27 protein-coding genes and 1 riboswitch are annotated in these 26,321 nt (G+C 71.6%); of the genes, 10 read left to right on the forward strand and 17 right to left on the reverse strand.

What is annotated here, in order from left to right; all coding sequences use genetic code 11:
• Positions 1 to 711: 711 nt before the first annotated feature.
• From bioD to bioB, 3 genes are read right to left on the reverse strand one after another with little or no spacing between them, the layout of a single operon-like run.
• Positions 712 to 1,428: a dethiobiotin synthase gene (gene bioD / locus SRB17_RS25935; RefSeq protein WP_153542566.1), complete on the reverse strand. Its 717-nt coding sequence runs from the start codon at positions 1,426 to 1,428 to the stop codon at positions 712 to 714.
• Position 1,429: 1 nt separating this feature from the next.
• On the reverse strand, positions 1,430 to 2,719 hold the full coding sequence (locus SRB17_RS25940; protein ID WP_153542567.1) for an adenosylmethionine--8-amino-7-oxononanoate transaminase: 1,290 nt from the start codon (positions 2,717 to 2,719) through the stop codon (positions 1,430 to 1,432).
• Positions 2,712 to 3,899 (reverse strand): biotin synthase BioB, encoded by a 1,188-nt coding sequence (gene bioB, locus SRB17_RS25945; protein ID WP_153542568.1) that lies wholly within the window; start codon positions 3,897 to 3,899, stop codon positions 2,712 to 2,714. Before bioB ends, SRB17_RS25940 begins: the two co-directional genes overlap by 8 nt.
• Positions 3,900 to 4,046: 147 nt before the next feature.
• Here bioB and SRB17_RS25950 point away from each other — a divergent pair, with 147 nt between their 5' ends.
• Complete coding sequence (locus SRB17_RS25950; RefSeq protein WP_153542569.1) at positions 4,047 to 5,174, forward strand: 8-amino-7-oxononanoate synthase; 1,128 nt, start codon at positions 4,047 to 4,049, stop codon at positions 5,172 to 5,174.
• Between the two features lie 81 nt (positions 5,175 to 5,255).
• Here SRB17_RS25950 and SRB17_RS25955 read toward each other — a convergent pair whose 3' ends face one another.
• Both SRB17_RS25955 and SRB17_RS25960 read right to left on the reverse strand, forming a co-directional pair.
• On the reverse strand, positions 5,256 to 5,477 hold the full coding sequence (locus SRB17_RS25955; RefSeq protein WP_153542570.1) for a DUF397 domain-containing protein: 222 nt from the start codon (positions 5,475 to 5,477) through the stop codon (positions 5,256 to 5,258).
• Positions 5,478 to 5,486: 9 nt separating this feature from the next.
• Positions 5,487 to 6,347 carry a helix-turn-helix domain-containing protein gene (locus tag SRB17_RS25960; protein ID WP_153542571.1) on the reverse strand — a complete coding sequence of 287 codons (861 nt, stop codon included), beginning with the start codon at positions 6,345 to 6,347 and terminating at the stop codon, positions 5,487 to 5,489.
• A 215-nt stretch (positions 6,348 to 6,562) separates the two neighbouring features.
• On the opposite strand from SRB17_RS25960, the gene SRB17_RS25965 reads away from it, so the two are divergent.
• Entirely contained in the window at positions 6,563 to 7,021 is a 459-nt protein-coding gene (locus tag SRB17_RS25965; RefSeq protein WP_153542572.1) for an ATP-binding protein, read from the forward strand.
• A gap of 355 nt (positions 7,022 to 7,376) precedes the next feature.
• Here the strand turns inward: SRB17_RS25965 and SRB17_RS25970 are convergent, their stop codons facing one another.
• The 3 genes from SRB17_RS25970 to SRB17_RS25980 all read right to left on the reverse strand — a co-directional run bounded on the left by SRB17_RS25970 (position 7,377) and on the right by SRB17_RS25980 (position 9,374).
• A complete protein-coding gene (locus tag SRB17_RS25970; protein WP_153542573.1) occupies positions 7,377 to 7,850 on the reverse strand; it encodes a C40 family peptidase in 474 nt (157 codons plus the stop codon).
• Between the two features lie 3 nt (positions 7,851 to 7,853).
• Positions 7,854 to 8,075, reverse strand: a riboswitch (cyclic di-AMP (ydaO/yuaA leader).
• 350 nt (positions 8,076 to 8,425) lie between these two features.
• The gene (locus tag SRB17_RS25975; RefSeq protein WP_153542574.1) at positions 8,426 to 8,731 is read right to left on the reverse strand and encodes a hypothetical protein; all 306 of its coding nucleotides are present in this window, start codon (positions 8,729 to 8,731) and stop codon (positions 8,426 to 8,428) included.
• A gap of 7 nt (positions 8,732 to 8,738) precedes the next feature.
• The gene (locus SRB17_RS25980; protein WP_153542575.1) at positions 8,739 to 9,374 is read right to left on the reverse strand and encodes an ATP-dependent Clp protease proteolytic subunit; all 636 of its coding nucleotides are present in this window, start codon (positions 9,372 to 9,374) and stop codon (positions 8,739 to 8,741) included.
• 86 nt (positions 9,375 to 9,460) lie between these two features.
• Between SRB17_RS25980 and SRB17_RS25985 the strand changes: the two genes are divergently transcribed.
• From SRB17_RS25985 to SRB17_RS26020, 8 genes are all read left to right on the forward strand, one after another.
• Entirely contained in the window at positions 9,461 to 9,766 is a 306-nt protein-coding gene (locus SRB17_RS25985; protein ID WP_153542576.1) for a type II toxin-antitoxin system Phd/YefM family antitoxin, read from the forward strand.
• 226 nt (positions 9,767 to 9,992) lie between these two features.
• Positions 9,993 to 10,295: an urease subunit gamma gene (locus tag SRB17_RS25990; protein ID WP_093479411.1), complete on the forward strand. Its 303-nt coding sequence runs from the start codon at positions 9,993 to 9,995 to the stop codon at positions 10,293 to 10,295.
• 10 nt (positions 10,296 to 10,305) lie between these two features.
• Complete coding sequence (locus SRB17_RS25995) at positions 10,306 to 10,617, forward strand: urease subunit beta (RefSeq protein ID WP_153542577.1); 312 nt, start codon at positions 10,306 to 10,308, stop codon at positions 10,615 to 10,617.
• Complete coding sequence (locus SRB17_RS26000; protein ID WP_153542578.1) at positions 10,610 to 12,331, forward strand: urease subunit alpha; 1,722 nt, start codon at positions 10,610 to 10,612, stop codon at positions 12,329 to 12,331. The genes SRB17_RS25995 and SRB17_RS26000 overlap by 8 nt, the downstream gene beginning before the upstream one ends.
• A 10-nt stretch (positions 12,332 to 12,341) precedes the next feature.
• The gene (locus SRB17_RS26005) at positions 12,342 to 13,016 is read left to right on the forward strand and encodes an urease accessory protein UreF (RefSeq protein WP_153542579.1); all 675 of its coding nucleotides are present in this window, start codon (positions 12,342 to 12,344) and stop codon (positions 13,014 to 13,016) included.
• Between the two features lie 204 nt (positions 13,017 to 13,220).
• Positions 13,221 to 13,898: an urease accessory protein UreG gene (gene ureG, locus SRB17_RS26010; RefSeq protein ID WP_153542580.1), complete on the forward strand. Its 678-nt coding sequence runs from the start codon at positions 13,221 to 13,223 to the stop codon at positions 13,896 to 13,898.
• Positions 13,895 to 14,662 carry an urease accessory protein UreD gene (locus SRB17_RS26015; RefSeq protein ID WP_153542581.1) on the forward strand — a complete coding sequence of 256 codons (768 nt, stop codon included), beginning with the start codon at positions 13,895 to 13,897 and terminating at the stop codon, positions 14,660 to 14,662. Before ureG ends, SRB17_RS26015 begins: the two co-directional genes overlap by 4 nt.
• Before the next feature lie 119 nt (positions 14,663 to 14,781).
• Complete coding sequence (locus tag SRB17_RS26020) at positions 14,782 to 16,380, forward strand: alpha/beta hydrolase (RefSeq protein ID WP_194294141.1); 1,599 nt, start codon at positions 14,782 to 14,784, stop codon at positions 16,378 to 16,380.
• Positions 16,381 to 16,449: 69 nt separating this feature from the next.
• Here SRB17_RS26020 and SRB17_RS26025 read toward each other — a convergent pair whose 3' ends face one another.
• The 9 genes from SRB17_RS26025 to SRB17_RS26065 form a co-directional block, all read right to left on the reverse strand.
• Positions 16,450 to 17,472 carry an NAD-dependent epimerase/dehydratase family protein gene (locus SRB17_RS26025; RefSeq protein ID WP_153542582.1) on the reverse strand — a complete coding sequence of 341 codons (1,023 nt, stop codon included), beginning with the start codon at positions 17,470 to 17,472 and terminating at the stop codon, positions 16,450 to 16,452.
• A 61-nt stretch (positions 17,473 to 17,533) separates the two neighbouring features.
• A complete protein-coding gene (locus SRB17_RS26030; protein ID WP_323376246.1) occupies positions 17,534 to 18,259 on the reverse strand; it encodes a lysophospholipid acyltransferase family protein in 726 nt (241 codons plus the stop codon).
• Positions 18,260 to 18,450: 191 nt separating this feature from the next.
• The gene (locus SRB17_RS26035; protein ID WP_323376247.1) at positions 18,451 to 20,925 is read right to left on the reverse strand and encodes a SpoIIE family protein phosphatase; all 2,475 of its coding nucleotides are present in this window, start codon (positions 20,923 to 20,925) and stop codon (positions 18,451 to 18,453) included.
• A 108-nt stretch (positions 20,926 to 21,033) separates the two neighbouring features.
• Positions 21,034 to 22,254, reverse strand: coding sequence for an ornithine--oxo-acid transaminase (gene rocD, locus SRB17_RS26040; RefSeq protein WP_153542583.1), 1,221 nt, complete (start codon positions 22,252 to 22,254; stop codon positions 21,034 to 21,036).
• Positions 22,254 to 23,063, reverse strand: a complete 810-nt coding sequence (gene ddaH / locus SRB17_RS26045; RefSeq protein ID WP_323376248.1) for a dimethylargininase — start codon at positions 23,061 to 23,063, stop codon at positions 22,254 to 22,256. The genes rocD and ddaH overlap by 1 nt, the downstream gene beginning before the upstream one ends.
• Positions 23,064 to 23,216: 153 nt before the next feature.
• Positions 23,217 to 23,702: an Lrp/AsnC family transcriptional regulator gene (locus tag SRB17_RS26050; protein ID WP_153542584.1), complete on the reverse strand. Its 486-nt coding sequence runs from the start codon at positions 23,700 to 23,702 to the stop codon at positions 23,217 to 23,219.
• A gap of 37 nt (positions 23,703 to 23,739) precedes the next feature.
• A complete protein-coding gene (locus SRB17_RS26055) occupies positions 23,740 to 23,907 on the reverse strand; it encodes a hypothetical protein (RefSeq protein WP_153542585.1) in 168 nt (55 codons plus the stop codon).
• A gap of 70 nt (positions 23,908 to 23,977) precedes the next feature.
• Positions 23,978 to 24,928, reverse strand: a complete 951-nt coding sequence (locus SRB17_RS26060) for a cytochrome c oxidase assembly protein (protein WP_153542586.1) — start codon at positions 24,926 to 24,928, stop codon at positions 23,978 to 23,980.
• 102 nt (positions 24,929 to 25,030) lie between these two features.
• Positions 25,031 to 26,056: a 6-phosphofructokinase gene (locus SRB17_RS26065; protein WP_153542587.1), complete on the reverse strand. Its 1,026-nt coding sequence runs from the start codon at positions 26,054 to 26,056 to the stop codon at positions 25,031 to 25,033.
• Positions 26,057 to 26,321 lie beyond the last annotated feature (265 nt).

The raw sequence follows: 26,321 nt of genomic DNA on the forward strand, positions 1-26,321 counted from the left end.
TGAACCTCCCGGGGGACGGCCTAGGAGGAGTTTCCCCCGTATGGCGCTTTTCGCACCCTCGCTGCAGCGCACGTCACGGGGCTCCGCCCCGAACCCCGCCAGGGGCTCCGCCCCTGGACCCCGCCTTTGCCCACCCACCACCCGACTCGGTCGGCTGGAGGGCGGACCCGTCACTCGGCTCGGTCGGCTGGAGAGACGGCACCCGGTCCACGCGCCGTCCGGTCCCAGAAGCCGCGCCCGGGATACGGCTCCTGCCGGGCCGTGGGGGCCGGCGTCGCGTCGGCTACGGGTCTGCCGGGCCGGGGGTCCGGCGTCGCATCGGCTACGGGCCTGTCGGGCCCAGGGTCCGGAGTCGGGTCGGCTACGGGCCTGTCGGACCTGGGGGTCCCGCGTCGGGTCGGCTGCGGCCTGTCGGACCTGGGGCCCCGGGTCGGGTCGGCCGCGGGCCTGCCGGGCCGGGGCCCCGCGTTGCGTCGGCTACGGGTCTGACGGGCGGGGCGGCCCCCGTGTTGCGTCGGCTACGGGTCTGCCGGGCGGGGTGCCGTGTTTCGTGGGCTACGGGTCTGACGGGCGGGGCGGCCCCCGTGTTGCGTCGGCAACGGGTCTGCCGGGCGGGGTGCCGTGTTTCGTGGGCTACGGGTCTGCCGGGCGGGGGGTCCGGCGTTGCGTCGGCTACGGGCCTGCCTGGCCGGGGTCCCGTGTTGGGTTCGGCTACGGGGTCTGGCGTACCCGGAACGCCTCCGCGTTCCACGTCCCGTCCAGTCGGGGTGCCAGCCATGTCGGGGCCGTTGTGCGGAAGTGGGCCGGTGGGAGGGTCCCCGCTCCGGAGGGGATCGCGCCGAGCAGGGGGGCTTCCGCGACCTCCGGCAGGTCCGTCACGTTGCAGCGGGTGGCGAGGTCGGGGGAGTCGGGCCAGCTGCCGATCACCAGGCCGGCCAACTCCAGGCCCCGGCGCCGTAGTTCCAGCGCCGTCAGCTCGGTGGTGTTGAGCGTGCCCAGGCCTGCCTGCGCGACCACCAGCACCGGTGCGCCGAGCAGTCCCGCTGCGTCGGCCAGGGTGCCGCCGGCCGCGTCGAAGCGGACGAGCAGTCCGCCCGCCCCCTCGACCAGCACCAGATCGTGCTCGGCGGCCAGCTTGGCCGCCCGGTCGGCCACGTCCTGCGGGTGGACGGGGGCCATGCCCGCCCGTCGGGCAGCCGTGCCCGGCGCCAACGGCTCGGGGTAGCGGGCCAGTTCGGCGGTCGTGACCGGGCCCGCCAGCCGCGCGACCTCGTCGGCGTCCCCGCGCTCGTCCGGCCGTACACCCGTCTGCGCGGCCTTCAGCACGGCCACCGAACGCCCGGCCGCGAGCGCCGCGGCGGCGACGGCGGCGGTGGTGACGGTCTTGCCGACCTCCGTGCCCGTGCCCGTGATCACCAGTACCGGCATGTCATCCCTCCCGCGCCGCGGCGCACACCGCGCGCGCGATCCTCGCCACGTCCTCGTCCGAGGTGACGTACGGCGGCATCGTGTAGACCAGGTCGCGGAACGGGCGCAGCCACACGCCCTCGCGTACGGCCGCCCGGGTGGCCGCGGCCATGTCCACCTCGTGGTCGAGCTGGACGACGCCGATCGCGCCGAGGACGCGGACGTCACGGACGCCGGGCAGGTCGCGAGCGGGTGACAGACCGTCCCACAGGCCCGCCTCGATCCGCTTGACCTCCGCCCGCCAGTCCTGGCCCAGCAGCAGCTCGATCGACGCGCAGGCCACGGCCGCAGCCAGTGGGTTGCCCATGAACGTCGGTCCGTGCGCGAGCACCGGTACCTCGCCCCGCGAGATGCCGTCGGCGATCCGCGCGGTGCACAGCGTGGCGGCCAGCGTCAGATAGCCGCCGGTCAGCGCCTTGCCCACGCACATCACATCCGGGGTGACGCCCGCGTGCTCGGCCGCGAACAGCGCGCCGGTGCGGCCGAAGCCGGTGGCGATCTCGTCGAAGACGAGGAGCACGTCGTGCGCGTCGCATGCCTCGCGCAGCACCCGGAGATACGCGGGGGAGTGGAAGCGCATCCCGCCCGCGCCCTGCACCAGCGGCTCCACGATCACCGCGGCCAGCTCGTCCGCGTGGCGGGCGATCAGTTCGCGCAGCTGGTCGGCGTACGACTCCTCGTACTCGGTCGGCGGTGCGTCGGCGAACACCTGGCGCGGCAGCACGCCCGACCACAGCGCGTGCATCCCGCCCTCGGGGTCGCACACGGACATCGGGTTCCAGGTGTCGCCGTGGTAGCCGCCCCGCCAGGTCAGCAGTCGCTGCTTGCCGGGCCGGCCGAGCGAGCGCCAGTACTGCAGGCACATCTTGACCGCGACCTCGACCGACACCGAACCGGAGTCGGCGAGGAAGACATGCTCCAGGCCCTTCGGTGACATGTCGACAAGGTGCTTCGCGAGCCGTACGGCGGGCTCGTGCGTCAGCCCGCCGAACATCACATGGCTCATCCGCCCGAGCTGCTGGTGCGCCGCCTCGTTGAGGACCGGGTGGTTGTAGCCGTGGATCGCCGACCACCAGGACGACATGCCGTCCACCAGCTCGCCCGAGCCGTCCGCGAGCCGCAGCCGGACCCCGCTCGCCGACTCCACGACGAGCGGTTCGGCGCGTCCGGGCATCGGGCCGTACGGATGCCACACATGCCGTCGGTCCAGCTCCAGCAGCTCGGGCACGGTCAGGCCGGGCAGCTCAGGCATTGGGCGCGAGGTCCGTCCCGGCGCCCCGGCGGCGAACGGCGACGAGGTCGGTACGCGGCTCCTGCGTGGCCGGCGCGGCCGTCGTGGCGCACGCACCCGCCGTGCCGCACGCGTCGCCGCTCTCGTGCGCACCCTCGTGCGAGCCGCAGACCGATCCGCAGCCGACCGTGGTCGCGGCCCGGTGCTCCGGCAGCGTCACCTCGCCGGCGCCCTCCACCTCGAACCCGGCGTCCGCGATCATCTCCAGGTCGGCCTTGCCGGCCTGGCCCTCGCTGGTCAGGTAGTCGCCGAGGAAGATGGAGTTGGCGAGGTGCAGCGCGAGCGGCTGCATCGTGCGCAGGTGGACCTCGCGGCCGCCCGCGATCCGGACCTCCACGTCAGGGCAGACGAACCGCACCATCGCGAGGATCCGCAGACAGCGCTGCGGGGTGAGGTTCCACTCCTTGGCCAGCGGGGTGCCCTCGAACGGGATGAGGAAGTTCACCGGCACCGAGTCCGGGTCCAGTTCGCGCAGCGAGAAGACGACGTCGACCAGGTCCTCGTCGCTCTCGCCCATGCCCGCGATCAGACCGGAGCAGGCGGACAGACCGGCCGCGTGCGCCTTCTGCACCGTGTCCACCCGGTCGGCGTACGTGTGCGTGGTCGTGATGCCCGCGTACGTCCCCTCGGACGTGTTGAGGTTGTGGTTGTAGGCGTCCGCGCCCGCCTCGCGCAGCCGCTCGGCCTGGCCGTCGGAGAGCAGACCGAGGCAGGCGCACACCTCGACGGCCTCGTTCTGCTCCTTGATCGCCTTGATGGTGTCCGAGACCCGGTCCACGTCGCGGTCCGTCGGGCCGCGCCCGCTGGCCACCAGGCAGACCCGCTTGGCGCCTCCCGCGAGGCCCGCGGCTGCCGCTTGTGAGGCCTCGTCGGGCTTGAGCCAGGTGTACTTCAGGATGTCGGCCTTGGAGCCGAGCCGCTGGGAACAGTAGGAGCAGTCCTCCGGGCACAGGCCCGACTTGAGGTTCACCAGATAGTTGAGTTTCACCCGTCGCCCGAACCAGTGCCGGCGCACCTTTCCGGCCGCGGCCACCACATCGAGCAGGTCGTCGTCGGAGGTGGCCAGAACGGCGAGCGCTTCCTCGCGGGTCGGCAGCTCGCGCCGAAGCCCCTTGTCCACCAGCGTGTTCAGCAGGTCCATGAGGCCTGATCCTGTCCTACGGGACCGCCTCGGGCCAAGGAGAGTTTGCACAACGGAGACGGTTCACCGTGTGGGTATTGCCACACCCTGGGCGGCTGCCCGTGCCGCTAGGGTCTGTCCGCTACCTACAAAAGCCCCGGAGGACCCATGGCGTTCGGCTGGATCGACGAGCAGGCCGAGGCGCGCCGCCGCGCCGGACTGGTACGCACCCTGCGCCCGCGCCCCGCCGACTCGGCCCTGCTGGACCTGGCGAGCAACGACTACCTGGGCCTCGCCCACCACCCCGAGGTCACCGAGGGGGCCGTCCGGGCCGCCCGGACCTGGGGCGGCGGGTCCACCGGCTCCCGGCTCGTCACCGGCACCACCGAGCTGCACACCGAACTCGAACGCGAACTGGCCGACTTCTGCGGCTTCGAGGCGGCGCTGGTCTTCTCCTCCGGTTACGCCGCCAACCTGGCCGCGGTCACCACCCTCGGGCCGCACGGCTCGCTGATCGTCTCCGACGCGGGCAACCACGCCTCCCTCATCGACGGCTGCCGGCTCGCCCGCGGTGAGCGCCAGGTCGTCGGGCACGCCGACCCCGAGGCGGTGCGCAAGGCCCTGGCCACGCACCAGGGGCCGGCGATCGTCGTGTCCGACACCGTGTTCTCGGTGGACGGCGACCGGGCGCCGCTGGCCGAGCTCGCCGGGGCGTGCCGGGAGCACGGCGCGGGCCTGGTCGTGGACGACGCGCACGGGCTCGGGGTGCTGGGCGACGGCGGCCGGGGCGCGCCGTACGCGGCCGGTCTGGCGGGTGCCTCGGACGTGGTGGTCACGGCCACCCTGTCCAAGTCGCTCGGCAGTCAGGGCGGGGTGGTGCTCGGTCCGGCGCGGGTGATCGACCATCTGGTCAACGCGGCCCGGACCTTCATCTTCGACACGGGCCTGGCCCCGGCGGCGGCCGGGTCGGCGCTCGCGGCGCTGCGGCTGCTCGTCCGCGAACCGCAGCGCGCGGCGCGTGCCCGTGCGGTGGCCGCGGACCTGCACGCACGGCTGACCGCCGCGGGCCTGGCAGCGGTGCGTCCGGACGCCGCGGTGGTCTCCGTGCGGGCTCCGTCCCCGGAGCAGGCGGTGCGCTGGGCGGCCGACTGCCGTACCGCGGGGCTGGCCGTGGGCTGTTTCCGTCCTCCTTCCGTGCCCGACGGCATCTCACGGCTGCGGCTGACCGCCCGCGCGGACCTGTCCGGGGCCGAGATCGAACGCGCTGTACGGGTGATCGGCGAAACGCGACCATGAGTCGGCGTGACACGGCCGTGCTTCACCCTTGGGTGGTTAGGAGCGATCGGTTGCGATTGCTTCTGATCAGAGAGTGCTGAGTCAGAGGGTGCTGAGGAAACCGGCCCAGCTCTCGGCGGAGAAGAGCAGCGCGGGTCCGGCCGGGTTCTTCGAGTCGCGCACGGCGAGCAGTCCGGCTCCGGGGCCGGAGCGCGGCCGGGCCGTCTCCACGCAGTTGTTGGCTCCCGTGCTGTGGCTGCTGCGCAGCCAGCGCACGTCGTGCAGGTCGGTACTGGCAGGGACGTTCCGAGGCAGAGCTGACATGGTGCCTCCTTACGCGCCGTCACCTATCCCGGCGATGTAGTCCAACGTGTCCTCGGGTGAGAGAGCGTGCATCCGAAGGGTGTCGAAGGCCTCCGCATAGGCCATGAGGTCTTCTTTCCGCTCCAGGTAGAGGCTACTCGTCAACTGGTCGAGAACAACCACGTCCAGATCAGAAGTGCTCGGAAATGAGAAGATAACGAAAGGTCCAGTGAGGCCGACATGCGCTCCGGCGCCGAACGGCAGTACCTGGAGCCGGACTTGGGGCAGTCGCGCCGCCTCCATCAGCCGCTCCAGCTGCCGGGCCATCACCTCGGGGCCGCCGATCTCGCGCCGCAGCACCGCCTCGTCCAGCACCGCGCTCAGCACCAGCGGGGGGTCGGCGCGGAGCACGTCCTGTCTGGCCAGCCGCACCTCCACCAGTGTGTCCAGGCCTTCCTCGGGCAGGTCCGTCACGGCCGCCCGGGTCACCGCGCGGGCGTACTCCGGCGTCTGCAGCAGGCCGGGTACGACCGTGGTCTCCAGGGTGCGCATCGTGCTCGCCTGCGACTCCAGGCTGATGAAGTCCCGGTACGTGGGCGGCAGCACCCCGCGGTAGGCGTGCCACCAGCGGTGCCGGTCGCCCGTGTCGTCGGAGCCCGCCAGCATCAGCAGCAATTCGCGCAGTTGCGCGTCCCCTACCTCGTAGGCGTCGAGAAGTAACCGCACATCGACTGGTTTCACGCCGCTGGCACCGGTCTCGATACGGCTGATCTTCGACTGGTGCCAGCCGACCAGCCGGGCCGCCTCACCGCTCGTGAGCCCAGCACCGGTACGCAGCGTGCGCAGTTCGGCGCCCAGTTTGCGGCGGCGCACTGCCGGCCCGTTCTGCATGGGCTCCTCCTTACTCCTTCCGGGCCGCCCGAATACGGTCTCGCGTAGTAGAGTTCACCGCATTGGGCGACAGATATATGCATATCTTGGTGGATCGCTCCCCGTGACCGGCCCCGTGATGGCAGGCTGACGAGCGAGCACCAGTCCGGGACCGTACTCGAACCATCCGGCTCCGTGTCGGACTGCGGTCCCGTTGGGAAAGGGACGACGTCGCCATGGCAGACCACCTGGAAGCATCCGTCACTCTGCCGAGCGATCCCGCCTCGGTGTCCGCCGCCCGCACGTATGTCGTGGGCACGCTCGCGGAGTGGGGCCTGCCCTCGGACACCGACGTGGCCGACACCGTACGGCTCATCGTCTCCGAACTCGCCACGAACGCCGTACAGCACACCTTCGGTCAATCACCCACCTTCACGGTTGACATCGCCCTGGACCGCGACGAACACCTCCGCATCGGCGTGACGGACAGTCATCCACGCTTCCCGAAGAGACTGCCTGCCGCGGTCCAGCAGGACAACGGTCGCGGCATGGTCATCATCCGCTGGCTCACCGCGGAGTACGGCGGCAAACTCCGCGTCCGCCCCACGCGCGAGGGCGGCAAGACGGTCTCCATCGAACTCCCCTGGATCCTCCCGCCCGAGCCGGTCCCCGCAGCGGGCCAACAGGAGCCGTAGCCCTCCGGGCGGGAGCGGGCGGACCGGGCGGGGGATGACCGCTGCGGGACATCGGCTGCGGACACCGAAGGGCTGGTGGCGACGAGCCCGGAGGCGATGGACTTGGGGAGGCGCAGCCCGCCCGCACTGTCCCGCCACTGCCGATGCCCGCGCCGACCCGCCCCGGGCCGCCCGTTGGCTTCAGGCGGGCACCGGGGCGGTGCTGACGGTGCTGGGAGCGGCCCTGCTGCTGGAGTCGCTCCTGCGTTGACGTGGGGTCAGCCGACCAGCCACGGACGGCCGGTCTGCCCTGGCGACCGGTGTCGACCGGTCTGCCGTAGCGATCGGTCGGCCGACCCCGCCGATGCGGAACGGGTCAGCTGACCCGGCCGTACCAGACGCTCCTGGTCCAGATCTTCTGGAGCCGTACCACGTCCCCGGTCCTCGGCGCGTGCCAGATCTTCCCGTGCCCGGCGTAGATGCCGACGTGGTAGACGTAGGAGCCCGAGTGGAAGAACACCAGGTCACCTGCCCGGCGACGGCCGGCGGAGATGTGGTGCGTCCTGTTGTACTGCTGGGCGGCGGTGCGCGGCAGGCTCTTGCCCGCCTTCTTGAACGAGTAGAGCGTCAGCCCCGAGCAGTCGAAACTGCGCGGCCCGGTGGCCCCGTACCGGTACGGGGACCCCTTCTTGGAGGCCGCGACCTGCAGTGCTTTCGTCGCGAGCGTCGCGGCCGAGGCATCGGTGGCGAGGCCGGGGACCGCGATCGAGCCGCCGACGGCGGCCAGGGTGAGGGCCGAGGCCGTACCGGCCCGGGCCATGAGCGACGGGACACGATTGAGCGCAGTCATGCGCAACCCTTCGTCAGCCGCCTGTGAAGGATGACCTGTCGGATTCGGGCTGGCGAAGTTGCCCGGCCGCGTTGCCACGGCTTCACCCCAAGGATCGCCCGGAACCTCAGGCCGTCTGCGACGAGCAGACGAACATCCGTTCCGGGGACCCGTCTTGCTTGGGTCCTCCACTCCTGCCGATCCACTCCTGTCGACCGGTCGTCCGGGCGGCGGCAGGACTCGGCGTCCGCCCGGACCGCCCCGCCGCGGTGGCGGGGGCTTGTCGTCAGTCAGGGATCTTCACCTACGACTGTCCGAAAATCCCAATAAGACCGGGGATCTGTGGCGTTACTCACCACTCGGCCGTTCGGGTGGACAGGGGTCTGTTCGAGGCTCCGTCAGATCACCGCCGTACCCCCGGACCTGGGGCGGAGCAACTTCCTCCGGGCCGCGCACGCGCGCGCTGCGCAAGCCGGGAGGCCCGGAAAACGATCTGCATATACACCGGTCGGCGGTACGTCGTTCGGGCCGTTTCAAGTCCGTTCCGAGCGGCATCTGTCGACGCGGCGTCAGGTCAGGCCGGTCGGGCGTCCGGATCAGGACGCGCCGTCGGGCGGGAGCGCGACGCGCGCGGTACGGCGGTCACCGTCCAGCACGCGCAAGGCCCGTGCCAGCGTGAACCCGTGCAGCTCCGTCTCGCCTCGCTGGTGCATCGACGCGAGCGCGTCACGCAGCTCTGTGGCCTTGCGCACCAGCGCCTGGGCGGCGCGCAGCCCGCGATAGGTGTCCCCGCCGTGCGCGGGGTTGATGCGGCCCAGCAGGTCGGCGGCCTCCAGGTAACGGTCGATCAGCTCACCCTCGGCACGCGTCAGCGCGGGCAGCGGCGGCAGGTCCGGCAGCATCGGCGGCTCACCTCGCGTCCGGTGCGCCGGGGGTGCTCCGCCGGCCGGGTACGACGGCGTCCACCAGGCCGTAGGCCACCGCGCCGGGAGCGTCCAGGACCAGGTCCCGCTCCAGGTCGCCGTGCACCTGCTCGGCCGTGCGCCCGGTGTGCCGTACCAGCATCTCCTCCGTCAGCGCGCGGATCCGGGTCAACTCCTCCGCCTGGATGAGCAGGTCGCTGGGCTGGCCCTGCACCGGCTGGGCGAGCTGGGGCTGCGAGAGGACCATGCGCGCACCGGGCAGGGTGAACCGCTTGCCCGGTGTGCCGGCCGCGAGCAGCAGCGCGGCGTGCGAGGCGGCCTGTCCCAGACAGTAGGTCGCCACGTCGCAACTGACGTAGCGCATCGTGTCGTAGACCGCCGTCAGCGCACTGAACGAACCGCCGGGGGAGTTGACGTACAGCGTGATGTCCCGCTCGGGGGCCGCGTGTTCGAGGTACATGAACTGCGCCATCACGTCGTTCGCGGCCACGTCGTCCAGCGCGGTCCCGAGGAAGACGATCCGGTCCTCGAACAGCTTGCCGTAGGGATCGAGCGTGCGGGCACCGCTGCTGGTGCGCTCGGTGAACTCGGGCAGGACATGACGGGCGAACGCTCGGGACATGGGACACCCCTTCTCATCGCACGGGCCTCCGGCGGGCTCGGCTTCTGTAAAAAATGTACAGGACGTACGTGACGTAAGGTTGGGGTATGGCCTACGAGATTCCGGTGACGCAAGCCAGGGCTGAGCTCGCGGACCTGATCAACCGCGTGGTGTACGGCGGTGAGCGCGTCGTCGTGACACGGCACGGCAAGCCGCTGGTCGCGCTGGTGTCGGCCGCCGATCTGGAGCGGCTGGACGCGCTGGAGGAGGCGGCCGAGGAACAGGTCGTCAGCTCGGTCTCGGGGGTCCGCGAGGTCGGTTCCGCCGCGCGCGAACAGCAGCGGTTCGGGATCGCCGCCGAACATCGTGGTCCCGGCATGGCCGCCGAGCATCGCGGCCCGGGTGCGTCCTGACCCGCGGGGGTATCGGGACTCCCAGCGCGCGGTCATCGGTGGATCAAGGTCTGGTTAACGTCGCTGAAACTCCGGCGTTCTAGCCTGCCGATCCACGCCATCAGGGGTTTTTCTGCCCGGATTGACGACGATCCGGGAATTTGTCTGTGTGTTACATCTATTCCCGTCGCGATGGCTGCGGCACCCGGACCCCGCACGGTCCGGAGCAAGGACTGTGAGGTGGGACGTGCAACTGACCCCGCACGAGCAAGAGCGGCTGCTGATCCATGTGGCGGCCGACGTGGCCGAGAAGCGCAGGGCCCGCGGGCTCAGGCTCAACCACCCGGAAGCGGTCGCCCTGATCACGTCGCACATCCTCGAGGGCGCGCGGGACGGCCGCACCGTCGCCGAGCTGATGTCCTCCGGCCGTAAGCTCCTCACCAGGGACGACGTCATGGACGGGGTCCCCGAGATGATCCACGACGTGCAGGTCGAGGCCACCTTCCCGGACGGCACCAAGCTCGTCACCGTCCACGAGCCGATCATCTGAGGGGGCCGCGATGATTCCCGGAGAGATCCTGTTCGCGGACGACCCGGTCGTCTTCAACGAGGGCCGTGAGGTCACCCGCCTCACCGTCCTCAACGCCGCCGACCGGCCGGTCCAGGTCGGCTCCCACTACCACTTCGCCGAGGCCAACCCCGGCCTGGAGTTCGACCGCGCCGCCGCCCGCGGCAAGCGGCTGAACGTCGCCGCCGGCACCGCCGTACGCTTCGAGCCCGGCATCCCCGTCGACGTCGAACTCGTGCCCCTCGGCGGCGCCCGGATCGTGCCGGGGCTGCGCGGGGAGACCGGGGGTGCCCTCGATGCCTGAGATCGCGCGCGGCGCTTACGCCGACCTGTTCGGCCCCACCGTCGGTGACCGCATCCGGCTCGCCGACACCGACCTGCTGATCGAGATCGAGGAGGACCGCTCCGGCGGACCCGGCACCTCCGGGGACGAGTCGGTGTTCGGCGGCGGCAAGGTGATCCGCGAGTCCATGGGCCAGTCGCGTGCCACCCGCGCCGACGGCACGCCCGACACCGTGATCACCGGTGCCGTCATCGTCGACCACTGGGGCGTCGTCAAGGCCGACGTCGGCATCCGCGACGGCCGGATCGCCGCGATCGGCAAGGCCGGCAACCCGGACACCATGGACGGCGTCCACCCCGACCTGGTCATCGGCCCGGAGACCGAGATCATCGCGGGCAACGGGCGGATCCTCACCGCCGGCGCCATCGACGCGCACGTGCACTTCATCTGCCCCCAGATCGCCGACGAGGCGCTGGCCTCCGGTATCACCACCCTGGTCGGCGGCGGCACCGGACCGGCCGAGGGCTCCAAGGCCACCACCGTCACGCCCGGGCCCTGGCACCTCGCCCGGATGTTCGAGGCGATGGAGGCGTACCCGGTCAACGTCGGCTTCCTCGGCAAGGGCAACACCGTCAGCCACGAGGCGATGCTCTCGCAGATCCGGGGCGGCGCGGCCGGCCTGAAGCTGCACGAGGACTGGGGCTCCACCCCGGCCGTCATCGACGCCGCGCTGACGGTCGCCGACCGCACGGGCATCCAGGTCGCCATCCACACCGACACCCTGAACGAGGCCGGATTCGTCGGTGACACCCTCGCCGCGATCGCGGGCCGGGGCATCCACTCGTACCACACCGAGGGCGCCGGCGGCGGGCACGCACCGGACATCATGACCGTGGTCTCACAGCCCAACGTGCTGCCCAGCTCCACCAACCCGACCCGGCCCTACACCGTCAACACCGCCGAGGAACACCTCGACATGCTGATGGTGTGCCACCACCTCAACCCGGCGGTCCCCGAAGACCTGGCGTTCGCCGAGTCCCGGATCCGGCCGTCCACCATCGGCGCGGAGGACGTCCTGCACGACCTCGGCGCGATCTCGATCATCTCCTCCGACTCCCAGGCCATGGGCCGGGTCGGCGAGGTCATCCTGCGCACCTGGCAGACGGCCCACGTGATGAAGCGCAGGCGTGGCGCACTGCCGGGCGACGGACGGGCGGACAATCACCGGGTGCGTCGCTATGTCGCCAAATACACGATCAACCCGGCGCTCGCCCAGGGTCTCGCCGCCGAGATCGGCTCCGTGGAGACCGGCAAGCTCGCCGACCTCGTGCTGTGGGAGCCGGCGTTCTTCGGGGTCAAGCCGCACCTCGTGCTCAAGGGCGGGCAGATCGCCTACGCGCAGATGGGCGACGCCAACGCCTCCATCCCCACCCCGCAGCCGATCCTGCCCCGGCCGATGTACGGCGCGATCGGCCGGGCCCCGGCCGCCGACTCGGTCAACTTCGTCAGTGGCCTGGCGATCGAGGACGGGCTGGCGGAGCGGCTCGGGCTCGGCAAGAGGTTCGTGGCCATCGAGTCCACGCGCGCGGTGACCAAGGCCGACATGCGCGAGAACGACGCGCGGCCCGACGTGCGGATCGATCCCGACAGCTTCGCCGTGCACATCGACGGCGAACTGGTGGAGGCGACACCGGCCGCCGAGCTGCCCATGGCCCAGCGCTACTTCCTCTTCTGAGGGCGTCGTGATGGCACGGGCAGCACTTCTCGTCCTGGCCGACGGCCGCTTTCCCGCCGGAGGGCACGCGCACTCCGGCGGCGCGGAGGCCGCCGTCAAGGCGGGCCGCATCACCTCCGCCGCGAGCCTGGAGGACTTCTGCCGGGGCCGGCTGCACACCGCCGGGCTGGTCGCGGGCGCGCTGGCGGCTGCCGCCGTACTCGGCGTGGACCCAGGGGAATTGGACGCGGCGGCCGACGCCCGTACGCCGTCGCCCGCCCTGCGGGCCGCCGCGCGTCGCCTCGGCCGCCAGTTGCTGAGGGCGGCGCGGGCGAGCTGGGCGTCACCCGGACTCGACGCGCTGGCCCGGGAGTTCCCCAAGGGCGCCCACCAGCCGGTCGTGCTCGGGCTGGCCGCGCGGGCGGCCGGGCTGGGACCGGACGACGCGGCGTACTGCGCGGTGTACGAGAGCGTGAGCGGGCCGACGACGGCGACCGTACGACTGCTCAGCCTCGACCCGTTCGAGGCGACCGGAGTGCTGGCCCGGCTCGCGCCGGAGCTGGACCGCGTCGTGGATACGGCGGTGGAGGCGGCGCGAAGAGTGCCCTACGAGGGTGTCCATGCGCTGCCGGCCGCGTCGGGGCCCTTGCTGGAGGTCGGTGCGCAGTGGCATGCCGGCTGGCCGGTACGGCTGTTCGCGTCCTGACATGTCTCGCCCCCGCCGCCCGTACCCTCCCCCACTCTCGGCTTCGCTCGAGCGGGGGGACCCCCATCATCCCCAGGGGCCGCGCCCCTTCGACCTCACCAGGGGGCTCCGCCCCCTGGACCCCCGATCGGCCTGAACGGCCTTGTCCTCAAACGCCGGACGGGCTGATTGATGCCGGACCTGGCTGAAAATGGAGCCGCTGTTATGCACCTCGACCACACCCACTCCGGCCCCGCCGCCCTCAGTGCGGACGCCCACCGGCCCGACGGCTCGCGCCGTGCCCTGCGCATCGGGCTCGGCGGGCCCGTCGGGTCCGGGAAGACCGCGACCGTCGCCGCGCTCTGCCGGACGCTGCGCGACGAGCTGTCGCTGGCCGTCGTCACCAACGACATCTACACCCGTGAGGACGCCGAGTTCCTGCTCCGGGAGGCCGTACTGCCGCCCGAGCGGATCACGGCCGTGGAGACGGGCGCCTGCCCGCACACCGCGATCCGTGACGATATCTCCGCCAACCTCGAAGCCGTGGAGGACCTGGAGGACGCGGTCGGCCCGCTGGACCTGATCCTCGTCGAGTCCGGCGGCGACAACCTCACGGCGACCTTCTCCAAGGGGCTCGTGGACGCGCAGATCTTCGTGATCGACGTGGCCGGCGGCGACGACATCCCGCGCAAGGGCGGCCCCGGGGTCACCACCGCCGACCTCCTCGTCGTCAACAAGACCGACCTCGCGCCCCACGTGGGCTCCGACCTCACCCGGATGGCCGCCGACGCCAAGGCGCAGCGCGCCGAACTCCCGGTCTTCTTCCAGTCGTTGCGCAGCGACAAGGGTGTCGCCGACGTGGCGGCCTGGGTGCGCGAGCGGCTCGCCGCGTGGACGGCATGACGGCCACCGGGGTCCGGGCGGACGCGCGGATCGTGGCCCGCGCCGACGGCCGGGGCGGCACCGCGCTGCCGGTGCTGGAGGGCGACGGCCCGCTGGCCCTGCGCCGTACCCGGTCCGCCGGTACCGAGGCGAGGGTCATGGTCGTCGGCGCGATGAGCGGCCCGCTCGGCGGCGACCGTTTCTCGCTCACGGCGCGCGTGGCGGAGGGCGCCCGGCTGCGCGTCGGCTCGGCCGCAGCCACCCTCGCCCTGCCCGGCCAGGCCAAGGACGAGGCCCGCTACGACGTACGGCTCGAGGTGGCCGACGACGCCGAACTGCACTGGCTCCCCGAGCAGTTGATCTCAGCCTGCGGCAGTGACCTGCACGTCACCACCCGCGCCGAACTGGCCGCCGGTGCCCGGCTCGTGCTGCGCGAGGAGCAGGTGCTGGGGCGGGCGGGGGAGGAACCCGGGCGGCTCAGCAGCCGGCTGACCGTGCGGGTCGCGGGCCGGACGGTGCTGGACCAGGAACTGGCCTGTGGGCCCGGGGCGCCGGGCGGCTGGGACGGACCGGCGGTGCTGGCGGGGCACCGGGCGGTGGGGCAACTGATCGTCGTACGTCCCGAGTTTGCGGGACAACCGGTCGAGCCCCAGATGCTGGACGAGCGCGCCGCCCTGATGCCGCTGGCCGGTCCCGCAGCACTGGTCAGTGCCGTGGCCCCCGACGCACTGCGGCTACGACGACTCCTGGACGAGTCATTGGCAAGGCTCGTTGGCCGAACATGACCATCCGTTTATCGGATTGGTAAAGATGGTGGCCGCCCCCTGTTCTCAGGCAGCTCACAGCCGAGAGGATCCCCGGACCGACCACTCGCAGTGATCCTGATACAGGGGGAGGATCCCACTTGAGGGACAACAGACCGAACAGCCGCCTGCTGGCGCTCGGTTCGGCGGGAGCGCTCGTCACCGCCACCCTGATCGCCGGCGCCGTCTCGGCGCCCGCGGCCAGTGCCGCCGGCCGGCCCGGCCCGGACCGGGAGGCCAAGGGCGCCGCGATCGCCGCCGCCCGTGCCGCCAAGGCCGGCATCGACTGGCAGGACTGCCCCGCCGACTGGGGGCTGGCGAAGCCCATCCAGTGCGGCTGGGTCAGCGTGCCCGTCGACTACGCACACCCGTACGGCAAGCAGATCAAGCTCGCCGTCGACCGCATCGGCAACACCGGCACCAAGGAGGAGCGTCAGGGCTCGCTCGTCTACAACCCCGGCGGGCCCGGCGGTTCCGGGCTGCGCTTCCCGACCCGGATCACCAACAAGAACGCGGTGTGGGCGAACGTCGCCAAGGCCTACGACTTCGTCGGCTTCGACCCGCGCGGCGTCGGCCGCTCCGCGCCCATCTCCTGCGCGGACCCGCAGGAGTTCGTGAAGGCGCCGAAGATGGACCCGGTGCCGGACACCGAGGCGGACAAGACCGCCCAGCGCAAGCTGGCCCGCGAGTACGCGGACGGCTGCCTGGAGCGCACCGGCCAGGCGATGCTCCAGCAGATGACCACGCCCAACACCGCCCGTGACCTGGACGTCATCCGCGCCGCCCTGGGCGAGAAGAAGCTCAACTACCTCGGCGTCTCCTACGGCACCTACCTCGGCGCCGTCTACGGCACCCTCTTCCCGGGCCACCTGCGCCGCATGATCGTGGACAGCGTGGTCAACCCCGCCCGCGAGAACATCTGGTACCAGGCCAACCTGGGCCAGGACATCGCCTTCGAGGGCCGCTGGAAGGACTGGGAGGACTGGGTCGCCGCGAACGACACCGCCTTCCACCTCGGCACCACGCGCGACGCCGTCCAGGCCAAGTGGCTCCAGCTGCGCGCCACCGCCAAGAAGAACCCCATCGGCGGAGTCGTCGGGCCGGCCGAGCTCATCTCCTTCTTCCAGAGTGCGCCGTACTACGACTCCTCGTGGGTGCCGGTCGCCACGGTGTTCAGCAAGTACGTCGCCGGTGACACCAAGGCGCTGGTCGACGCCGCCGCCCCCGACCCGTCGAACACGGCCGGGAACATCTCCGCCGAGAACGGCAACGCCGTCTACACGGCCGTCGAGTGCACCGACGCCAAGTGGCCCACCAGCTGGCAGAAGTGGGACAGGGACAACACCCGGCTCAACCGCGACTATCCCTTCATGACCTGGGCCAATGCGTGGATGAACTTGCCGTGTGCCACATGGCCGGTGCAGCAGCGGACCCCGGTCGACGTGCGGACCGGCAAGGGCCTGCCGCAGGTGCTGATCGTGCAGTCCACCCGGGACGCCGCCACCCCGTACGAGGGCGCCGTCGAACTGCACAAGCGGTTCCAGGGCTCCCGTCTGATCACCGAGAAGGACGCGGGCTCGCACGGTGTGACCGGCCTGGTCAACCCCTGCATCAACCAGCGCGTCGACGCCTACCTGCTCGACGGCAAGCTGGACGGCGCGGACGCGACCTGCGGACCGCACGCCACACCCAAGCCGTGACCGGGATCGTACGGTGACGAGGGGCGGCCGGGCTCTCCGGCCGCCCCTCATCCATGCGGCTCATGCCACTCATGCCGCGAGCCGGGCGTCCTCCGCCGCGTAGTCGAACAGGTCCGGATACGCCTGGGCGAGGAGCGGGAAGCACTCCCGCCAGTCCCGTCCGCAGAGCGTGTCCGTCAGCCAGTCGACCGTCTCCGGCAGGCTCTCGGCGTACGAGACCACCGGCCGGTAGCCCAACTCCCGCTCCGCGGCGGACATGTCGAAGACGACCGGCAGCGGAACCGACCACGGCGTCCTCCCGACGGAGCCGTCCGGAGGGCCGTCGAGCAACGCCGTCTCCGTCTCCGCGCCCATCACCGCGTCGACCGCCGCGCCGATCTCGGCGACCGTCGGCGCCTCTCCGTCACAGGCGTTGAGCACCCGGGTACCGGGCCGGGCCGCGGCCAGCCGTACCAGTTCGGCGATGTTGCGCGCACTCGACGGATGGAACCGGCTCTCACCCTGGTACGACAGCACCCGCCTGCGTCTGCCGTCGAGATTCCGCTTCACGAAGTACAACTCGCGGGGCAGCGGGCTGTACGGTCCGTGCACCGCGCCCGGCCGCAGCACGGTCACCGGCAACTTCCCGTCCGCCGCGAGGAGTTCGTGTTCGAGAGCGACCTTGCGGGCACTGTACGACCCCTCGCCCGGAGCCACTGTCGGCCGGCTCTCGGGGACCGGCACCGGGTAGGCAGGAAAGCCGTCCGGCTCGTGCAGCGTGTCGAAGTTCCGGCCCTTGCCGTCGTCGTACACGGACACGGTGGAGATCACGACCGCCGAGCCGACACGGCCGGCCAGGGAGGTCAACTGCCGTGCGTGCGCGGTGTCGTACGCGATCATGTCGACCAGCAGGTCGCAGCCGTCGCCGACCACCGAGGCCAGGGCCGCGTGGTCGGAGCGGTCCAGCCGGACCGTCCGCACCCCGTCGCCCCACGCCCGGTCCCGGCCGCCGCCCCGCGAGGCCGCCGTCACTTCCCAGCCGTCCCCTGCCAGCGCCTCCACCGTCGGACGGCCGATCTGCCCGCTCGCCCCGATCACCACAGCTTTCTTCATGGGCCGAGCCTAGGTACGCGGGCCGCCGGGCCGGTGGACCTTCTGCCGTCGGCAGAGGCGTTCAGCTCAGCGGCGCCCGCGGGAACCTGCGCTCTCTGGCGCCGTTCTCCACGGCCTGTCGTTCTTTGACGACGGCCGCGTACTCGTCGACGTACTCCTGCTCGGACAGCACCAGGATGGCGTACATGATCTCGTCGGTGACGGCCCGCAGGATCGCCTTCTCGTGCTCCATGCCGGCGTAGCGGGAGAAGTCGAGCGGCCGGCCGAAACGGATGGTGACCGGGTGGACGTTCGGGATGACCTTCCCCGGCGGCTGGGCCTCGAACGTGCCGATCATCGCGCACGGCACGACCGGCACCCCGGCCCTCAGCGCCATCACAGCGACGCCGACCTTGCCCTTGTAGAGCCTGCCGTCGTGCGACCGGGTGCCCTCCGGGTAGATCCCCAGCAACTCGTCCCTGCCCAGCACCCTCAGGCCCTCGCGGATCGCCGCCTGCCCCGCCTCCTTGCCCGAGCGGTCCACCGGAATCTGCCCGGCACTGCGGAAGAAGAACGCGGTGAGCCGGCCCCTGAGGCCCGGGCCGGTGAAGTACTCCGCCTTGGCGAGAAAGGTGATCCGGCGCTTCAGCATCGCCGGCATCAGGAAGTGGTCCGAGAAGGACAGATGGTTCCCGGCGACGATCGCGGGGCCGGAGTCCGGCACGTTCTCCAGGCCCTCGATCCGGGGCCGGAAGACCAGTCTCAGCAGGGGACCCAGCAGCACGTACTTGAGCAGGTAGTAGAACACGGTTCGACTCGCCCCTTACCTCGTCCAGGCCACCACGCGTGCGCCTGTCGTCATCTGTAACCGCAACTGACCATGCTCATGCCGTTCTCCGCGCCCCGCGAGGAGGCTCATGGCCTCCCCGACAGAGCGACAGCCGCGCTCCGGCGCGGAACTCGCCGCCGTACTCGACTCCATTGCACGTTCCGTGTGGCTCAGTTCGGCGGGTCCGTCGTGGACTGCTCGGCCCAGATGATCTTCCCGCCGGGGACGAAGCGGGTTCCCCACCGCTCGGCGAACTGGGAGACCAGCAGCAGTCCGCGGCCGCCCTCGTCGGTGGTGCGCGGATGGCGCAGATGGGGCGCGGTGGCGCTGCCGTCGGAGACCTCGCAGATCAGGGCGTTGCGGTCCCGGATCAGCCGGAGCCGGACGGGGCCCTCCGCGTGCCGGATGGCATTGGTGACCAGCTCGCTCACGACCAGTTCGGTGGTGAACGCCAGCTCCTCCAGCCCCCATTCGCCCAGCTGCCGGGCAGCCTCCTTGCGGGCGTCGGCGACCACGGCCGGGTCGGCGGCCAGGTCCCAGTCGGCGACCTGGTCGGCGCCGAGCAGCCTGGTGCGGGCCATCAGCAGGGCCACGTCGTCGTACGGCCGGGCCGGCACCAGCGCGTCGACCACGGCCCGGCAGCGCGTGTCGAGCGTGGGGGCGCGCCGTTCCAGGACGCGGCGCAGCCGGTCGCGGTCCACGGCCTCGGCCCCGGCGCTGCCCGAGCCGTCTCCGTGGACCAGCAGCCCGTCGGTGTGCAGGGCCAGCGTGCTGCCCTCGGCCAGCGTCAGCTCGACCGCCTCGAACGGCGGGCCGCCCGCCCCGAGCGGCGGCCCCTGCGGCAGATCGACGAAGCTGACGTCGCCGTCGGGCAGGACGACGGCGGGCGCGGGATGGCCCGCGGCGGCCATCGTGCACCGGCCGTTGACGGGGTCGTAGATGACGTACACACACCCCGACCCCACCGCCTGGATGCCGGCGGCCTCCGGGTCCTCGGGTCGGACGCCCTCTTCCCGGGCCATCCGCGCCACGAGGTCGTCGAGATGGGCGAGGACCTCCTCGGGCGGCAGATCGAGCGCCGCGAGGGTGTGCACGGCGGTGCGCAGCCGCCCCATGGCCGCCGCGGCGTCGATCCCGTGCCCCGGCACCTCGCCCACGATCAGGGCCACGCGCGCACCGGACAGCGGGATGATGTCGTACCAGTCGCCGCCGAGGCCGGTCAGCTCGTCGGCCGGCCGGTAGCAGGCGGCCACCTCGACCGCGTCCTGCTCGGGCAGCCGGCGCGGCAGCAGGCTGCGCTGCAGGACCAGGGCCGCGTCCCGTTCGCGGGTGTAGCGGCGGGCGTTGTCCACACAGACCGCCGCCCGGGACACCAGGTCCTCGGCGAGATTCAGGTCGTCCTCGTCGAAGGGGTCCTGACGGTGGCGCCGGAAGAAACTGGTGACGCCCATGGTGATGCCCCGGGCACGGATGGGCACGATCATCACGCTGTGCAGGCCCAGTTCCAGGAAGGTCGCCGCCCGGCCGCCCGGGATGTCGGTGGCCCACTCCGTGTCGAGCGGGTCGAGCCGTTCCTCGCGCCAGGACCGGCCCGTGGTCAGACTGCGGACCGGGGGCGACCCGGCGAGGTAGGTGGCCACCGCGCCGATCTCCACGACGGCTTCCGGGACCCCGGGGACCACCGACTGGTGCCCGGCCCGCCGCAGCGGCACCTCGTCCGTGTCGCGCACGGGTCCCGGCTCGGGCTCCGCGCCCCGCAGCACGGACTCCAGCAGGTCCACGCTGACGAAGTCGGCGAAGTCCTGCACGGCCACGTCGGCCAGTTCCTGCGCGGTCCGCACGATGTCCAGGGTGCGGCCGATCTGCTCGCCGGCCCGGTCGAGAAGGGCCAGCCGCCGTCGGGCGCGGTGCCGGTCGGAGATGTCGACGACGGTGTAGTAGACACCCATCGGATGGCCCTGCTCGTCGTCGAGACGGGTGAAGGACATCATGTGCGCCGTCTCCCGGAGCGGCGCGGACCGTACCTGGCCCACGTGCTCGTAGCCGACGACGGGCCGGCCGGTCTCCAGCACCTGCCGCATCTGTTCCTCGATGCCCTCGGAGTCGAGTCCCGGCTGGATCTCCGCGAGCCGCCGCCCCAGCCGCTCCCCGGGGGAGCCGCCGCCGTACCGCTCCAGGGCCGCGTTCGACCAGACGCAGCGCAGATCGGTGTCCACGATCGCGATGCCGATGGGGGAGTCGGTCACCATCTGCTCCAGCACCCCGCGGCTCATGTCCCAGCCGCGTTCCCCGGCCACGTCGGAGAGGAGAACCAGCCAGTGCGCCGCCCCGCCGGGTTCCATCGCCGGAGTGATCCGCACCATCACACGGATCGGCTGCCCGTCCTTGCGTCGCGCGGTCAGCAGGCCCGCCCAGCCGCCGTCCCTGCGGCACCGCTCGGCCAGCTCGGGCAGCCGCGCGGCGTCCTCGGCGGACAGCAGGCGGGTCACGTTGGTGCCCACCGCCTCGGCGGCCGTGTACTCCAGCAGGTGCTGGGCGCCCCGCGTCCAGCTGGTCACCACGCCCTGTGCGTCGAGCAGCAGGGGCGCGGCGTCGGCCACGTCGAACCGCCGCCCGCCGGCGTCCTGCTCCTCGTGAGTGCTCACGGCCGACCTCTCTGTAGCTGAGAGTGGTCTACCCCCTCATGGCTCAATCTTCACCCTTCGGGCGAACGAGCGGTCGGTGTGGGGCGGCCCGGCCGCCCCACACCTGCGTCACGACCCCAGCACCTTCTCCAGTGCCGTCAGCGCGGAGCGCAGCTCCTCCGCCGTGATGGTCAGCGGCGGTGCCAGCCGGATCGTGGAACCGTGGGTGTCCTTCACCAGGATCCCCTCCCGCATCAGCCGCTCGCTGATCTCGCGGCCGGTGCCGATCGCCGGGTCGATGTCGACGCCCGCCCAGAGCCCGCGCGACCGGAAGCCGACCACGCCCCGGCCGGCCAGCTCGGTCAGCCCGTCCCGCAGGAGCACGCCCAGCTCGGCGGCCCGGCGCTGGAACTCGCCGGTCTGAAGCAGTTCGACCACGGCCGTGCCGACCGCCGCCGCGAGCGGGTTGCCGCCGAACGTGGAGCCGTGCTCGCCCGGGTGCAGCACACCCAGCACCTCGCGCCGGGCGACCACCGCCGACACCGGCACGATCCCGCCCCCCAGTGCCTTGCCGAGCAGCAGCACGTCGGGTACGACGTCCTCGTGCTCGACGGCGAAGGTGCGGCCGGTGCGGCCGAGGCCCGACTGGATCTCGTCCGCGATGAACAGGCAGCCCTTGCGGCGGGTCAGCTCCCGCACCCCGGCGAGATAGCCCTCGCTCGGGATGATCACGCCCGCCTCGCCCTGGATGGGCTCGATCAGCACCGCCGCCGTGGTCTCGTCGACGGCCTCCTCCAGCGCGGCCAGGTCGTCGTACGGCACGATCCTGAAGCCGGGTGTGAAGGGGCCGAAGCCCGCCCGGGCGGTCTCGTCCGTGGAGAAGCTGACGATGGTCGTCGTACGGCCGTGGAAGTTCTCCGCCGCGACCACGATCGTCGCCCGGTCGGCGGGGACGCCCTTCACGTCGTACGCCCACTTGCGGGCCACCTTGATGCCGCTCTCCACCGCCTCGGCGCCGGTGTTCATCGGCAGCACCATGTCCAGGCCGGTCAGCTCCGCGAGCCGTTCGGCGAAGGAGGCCAGCCGGTCGTTGTGGAAGGCGCGGGAGGTCAGCGTCAGCTGGTCGAGCTGGCGGTGTGCGGCCTCGATCAGCGCGGGGTGCCGGTGGCCGAAGTTCAGGGCCGAGTACCCGGCGAGCATGTCCAGGTAGCGGTTGCCCTCGACGTCCTCCACCCAGGTGCCCTCGGCACGGGCGACCACCACCGGCAGCGGGTGGTAGTTGTGCGCGAGGACCGGCTCCTCGGCCCGGATCAGGTCGTCGGACGTGCGCGTGCGCGCGGGTGCGGTCATCAGCGGATCTCCTGGGTGCAGCACTTGATGCCGCCGCCGGCCTTGTGGAACTCGGACAGGTCGACGGGGACGGGGGCGAAACCGTGGTCGGCCAGGCGCTCGGCGAGCGCCTCGGCCTGGGGGGCGATGAAGACGTTCCGGCCGTCGGACACGGAGTTCAGGCCGAACGCCATCGCGTCCTCTCGGGTGGCGAGCACCGCGTCCGGGTACAGCCGGCGCAGCACCTCCCGGCTGCCCGCCGAGAACGCTTCGGGGTAGTAGCAGATGTTGTCGTCGTCGAGGACGAACAGCGCCGTGTCCAGGTGGTAGAAGTACGGGTCCACCAGGGTCAGGCCGATCACCGGATGGCCGAGGAACTCCTGCGCCTCCCGGTGCGCCTCACGGGTGGTGCGGAACCCGGTGCCGGCGAGCACGTACCGGCCCGTCCACACCAGGTCGCCCTCGCCCTCGCTCACCGACTCCGGGCGGTACACGTCGTAGCCCGCGGCCTTGAACCAGGTGTCGTAGTGGAGCGACTCCGGGCGCCGCTCGGGCGCGTGGAAGAGGGAGCCGAAGACCCGGCCGCCGACCACGAACGCCGCGTTGGCGGCGAAGACCATGTCGGGCAGGCCGCGGACCGGCTCGACCGACTCCACGCTGTGACCGTGGGTGCGGTAGGCGCTGATCAGGGCCTGCCACTGCTCCCGGGCGAGATCCACGTCGACGGGCTTGTCGGGGTGCATCCAGGGGTTGATCGCGTACTGCACGGCGAAGTGTCTGGGTTCGCAGACGAGAAAGCGCCGAGCACGCTGAACACGGCTTGGGGACACAGAGGGTTTCCTCCGCTTTGCGTTGTGTCACTGGGGGTGCACACCACGGTAGAAAGGGAGGAGGACGGCCGACAAGAAACAAAAGCTGCGCAGATGCGCAGCATCGCTGCGTTCTTCAGGCCTTATACGCACTACTCCTGCGCATGGTCCCGGTCATTCCGGCGCGGCGTGGGTGGCACCGGCTTCCGGGCTCTCGGGGAGCAGGTGGGAGAGCACCATCACGCTGATCGTCTTCCGGATGAACGGCTCGACCCGGATCCGCTCCAGCACCTCCTCGAAGTGGTCCACGTCCCGCGCCCGCACGTGCAGCAGCGCGTCGGCGCCGCCGGTGACCGTCATGGCCGCCGTGATCTCCGGATGGTTGCGCACCACCTCCGCCAGCCGCCGGGGCGGGGCGGCGCCCTCGCAGTACACCTCGACGTACGCCTCGGTGCGCCAGCCGAGCGCCGAGGGCTTCACCGTCGCCGTGAACCCGGTGATCACCCCCGTCTCCCGCAGCCGGTCCACGCGCCGCTTGACCGCCGTCGCCGACAGTCCGATGTCCGCGCCGATCTCGGCGAAGCTGGTCCGGGCGTTCGCCATCAGCGCGGTGATGATCCGGCGGTCGAGGTCATCGAACGAGGTCGTCCTGCTGTTCATGCGGGAACTGTAGTCAGCGCGCGCCGGCCGGTCGTCCCTACGCCCGGGTGACGACCATGGCGAGCGTCAGCAACCCGAGCACCACCCATCCGAACCACAGCCAGCCGTTGCTGCCGAGCGCGACCGTGTAGGCGGTCACGACGACGAGCCCGCCGACCGTGAGAGCCCCCATCGCCCTGGTGGAACCGTTCGTGGAACCGGGCATCGCGACACCCTCCTCATGGTCCGTCCTCGACCATGGTGCCCCCGATCCCGCCCGGAGGGGATGGCTCCGGCTAGCTCTCTCGCGCGTTCAGGGAGGCCAGATAGGCGTTGTACGCCTCCAGCTCCTTGTCGCCGTCCCGGTCCGCGGCCCGGTCCATGCGCTTGGCCTGCCGCTGCTCGGAGCTGTACCACTGGAACAGCAGCGCGATCAGCACCAGCACGGACGGGACCTCGCTGAACGCCCAGGCGATGCCGCCGGCCGCGTTCTGGTCGGCCAGCGCGTCGATGCCGAGCGAGGCCGGTGGGTGCTGGAAGGTGTCCACCATCGGCGCCGACGCCATCATCAACGCGATGCCGAAGAACGCGTGGAACGGCATGCCCGCGAACAGCTCCAGCATCCGCATCACGTACCCCGGCCGGTACGGGCCCGGGTCGACGCCCATGATGGGCCAGAAGAACACCATGCCCACGGCGAAGAAATGCACCATCATCGCGATGTGCCCGGTCTTCGACCCCATCAGGAAGTCGAACAGCGGGGTGAAGTACAGCACGTACAGGCTCGCGATGAACATCGGGATCGTGAACGCCGGGTGCGTCACGATCCGCATGTAGCGGCTGTGCAGCAGCGCCAGCAGCAGCTCGCGCGGGCCCTTGCGGCCCCGGCCGGCGGTCGGCAGCGCGCGCAGCGCCAGGGTGACGGGCGCGCCGAGCAGGATCAGGATCGGCGACAGCATGCTGATGATCATGTGCTGCACCATGTGCACGCTGAACATCACCATGCCGTAGTCGTTCAGCTTGGTGCACATCACCAGGGCGACGGTCAGCACACCGACGACGTACGACACGGTACGGCCGACCGACCACGCGTCCCCACGCCGCCGCAGCCGGACCACACCCCAGCCGTACAGGGCGAGCCCCAGCAGGCAGGCGACGAGGAAGAACGGGTCAGCGGACCACTCCAGCCCCCGTCCCAGCGTGAACGGCGGCAGATCCATCATCATGCCGTGTCCGCTGTGATCCATCCGGCGGCTCCTGATTCGTGGGGGTTGTGCGAGTTGTCCGCCCCAAGACTAGAACCGCCCCCGGTCACTGCCGTGACCGGGGGCGGGTTGTTCTCGGGTGAACTACAGGACGCACTCCGCCTCGTCGTACCGCTCCACGGGGACGGTCTTCAGGGTCTCGACCGCCTCGGCCAGCGACACCATGACGATGTCGGTCCCGCGCAGCGCCGTCATCCGCCCGAACTCACCCCGGTGCACGGCCTCCACCGCATGCCACCCGAACCGCGTCGCGAGCACCCGGTCGTACGCCGTCGGCGTGCCACCCCGCTGCACATGCCCGAGGATCACCGGCCGCGCCTCCTTGCCGAGCCGGTGCTCCAGCTCGACCGACAGCTGCCGGGCGATCCCGGCGAAGCGCTCGTGGCCGTAGATGTCCTTGCCGCCCTCGTCGAAGTCCATGGTGCCGGGCCGCGGCTTGGCACCCTCGGCCGCGACCACGATGGCGAACCGCTTGCCCGCCTCGAACCGCTCGCCGACCTTCCGCGTCAACTCGTCGATGTCGAAGGGCCGTTCCGGGACGACGATGGCGTGGGCGCCCGCCGCCATGCCGGAATGCAGGGCGATCCAGCCGGTGTGCCGGCCCATGACCTCCACGATCAGCACGCGCTGGTGCGACTCGGCGGTGGTCTTCAGCCGGTCCAGGGCCTCCGTCGCCACGGTCACGGCCGTGTCGAAACCGAAGGTGACGTCCGTGACGGCGATGTCGTTGTCGATGGTCTTGGGCACGCCCACGATCGGCAGCCCACCGTCCGACAGCAGCCGGGCAGCCTTCAGCGTGCCCTCACCGCCGATCGGGATGATCGCGTCCAGGCCGAGTTCCTCGACATGCCCCTTGGCCCGCTCCACGCCGTCCCGCAGATGCTCCGGGCGGACCCGGGAGGAGCCGAGGATCGTGCCGCCGCGCGCCAGGATGCCGCCCACCGCGTCGAGGTCGAGCTTGAGATAGTCGCACTCCAGGAGGCCCTTCCAGCCGTCCCGGAAACCGATGACCTCGTCGCCGTGGTCGGCGACGGCACGGTGCACGACGGACCGGATGACGGCGTTCAGGCCGGGGCAGTCGCCGCCGGACGTGAGGACACCAATGCGCATAGCCCGAAATACCTTCTCAACGTGGGCCGGGTAACCGGACCACGTTGTCCGGCGGATTCCCGGCCACCCTACCGGCGTGTGGGGGTGGCTCCGTAGCGGGCGTCCGCCTGCTGGACGCGCCCGCACATGTGAGCGGACGGGCCGTCAGGCGGGCCCGCTACGGGGTTGCCGCAAGACGCTGAGAAGTCCCTGACGTGACGCTCACGCAGGCCGCTGCGCAACTGTGCTCACGCAGGCTGCTGCGCAACGGTGGTCACGCAGGCTG

Source organism: Streptomyces sp. RB17, from assembly GCF_009604455.1.
GTDB lineage: Bacteria > Actinomycetota > Actinomycetes > Streptomycetales > Streptomycetaceae > Streptomyces.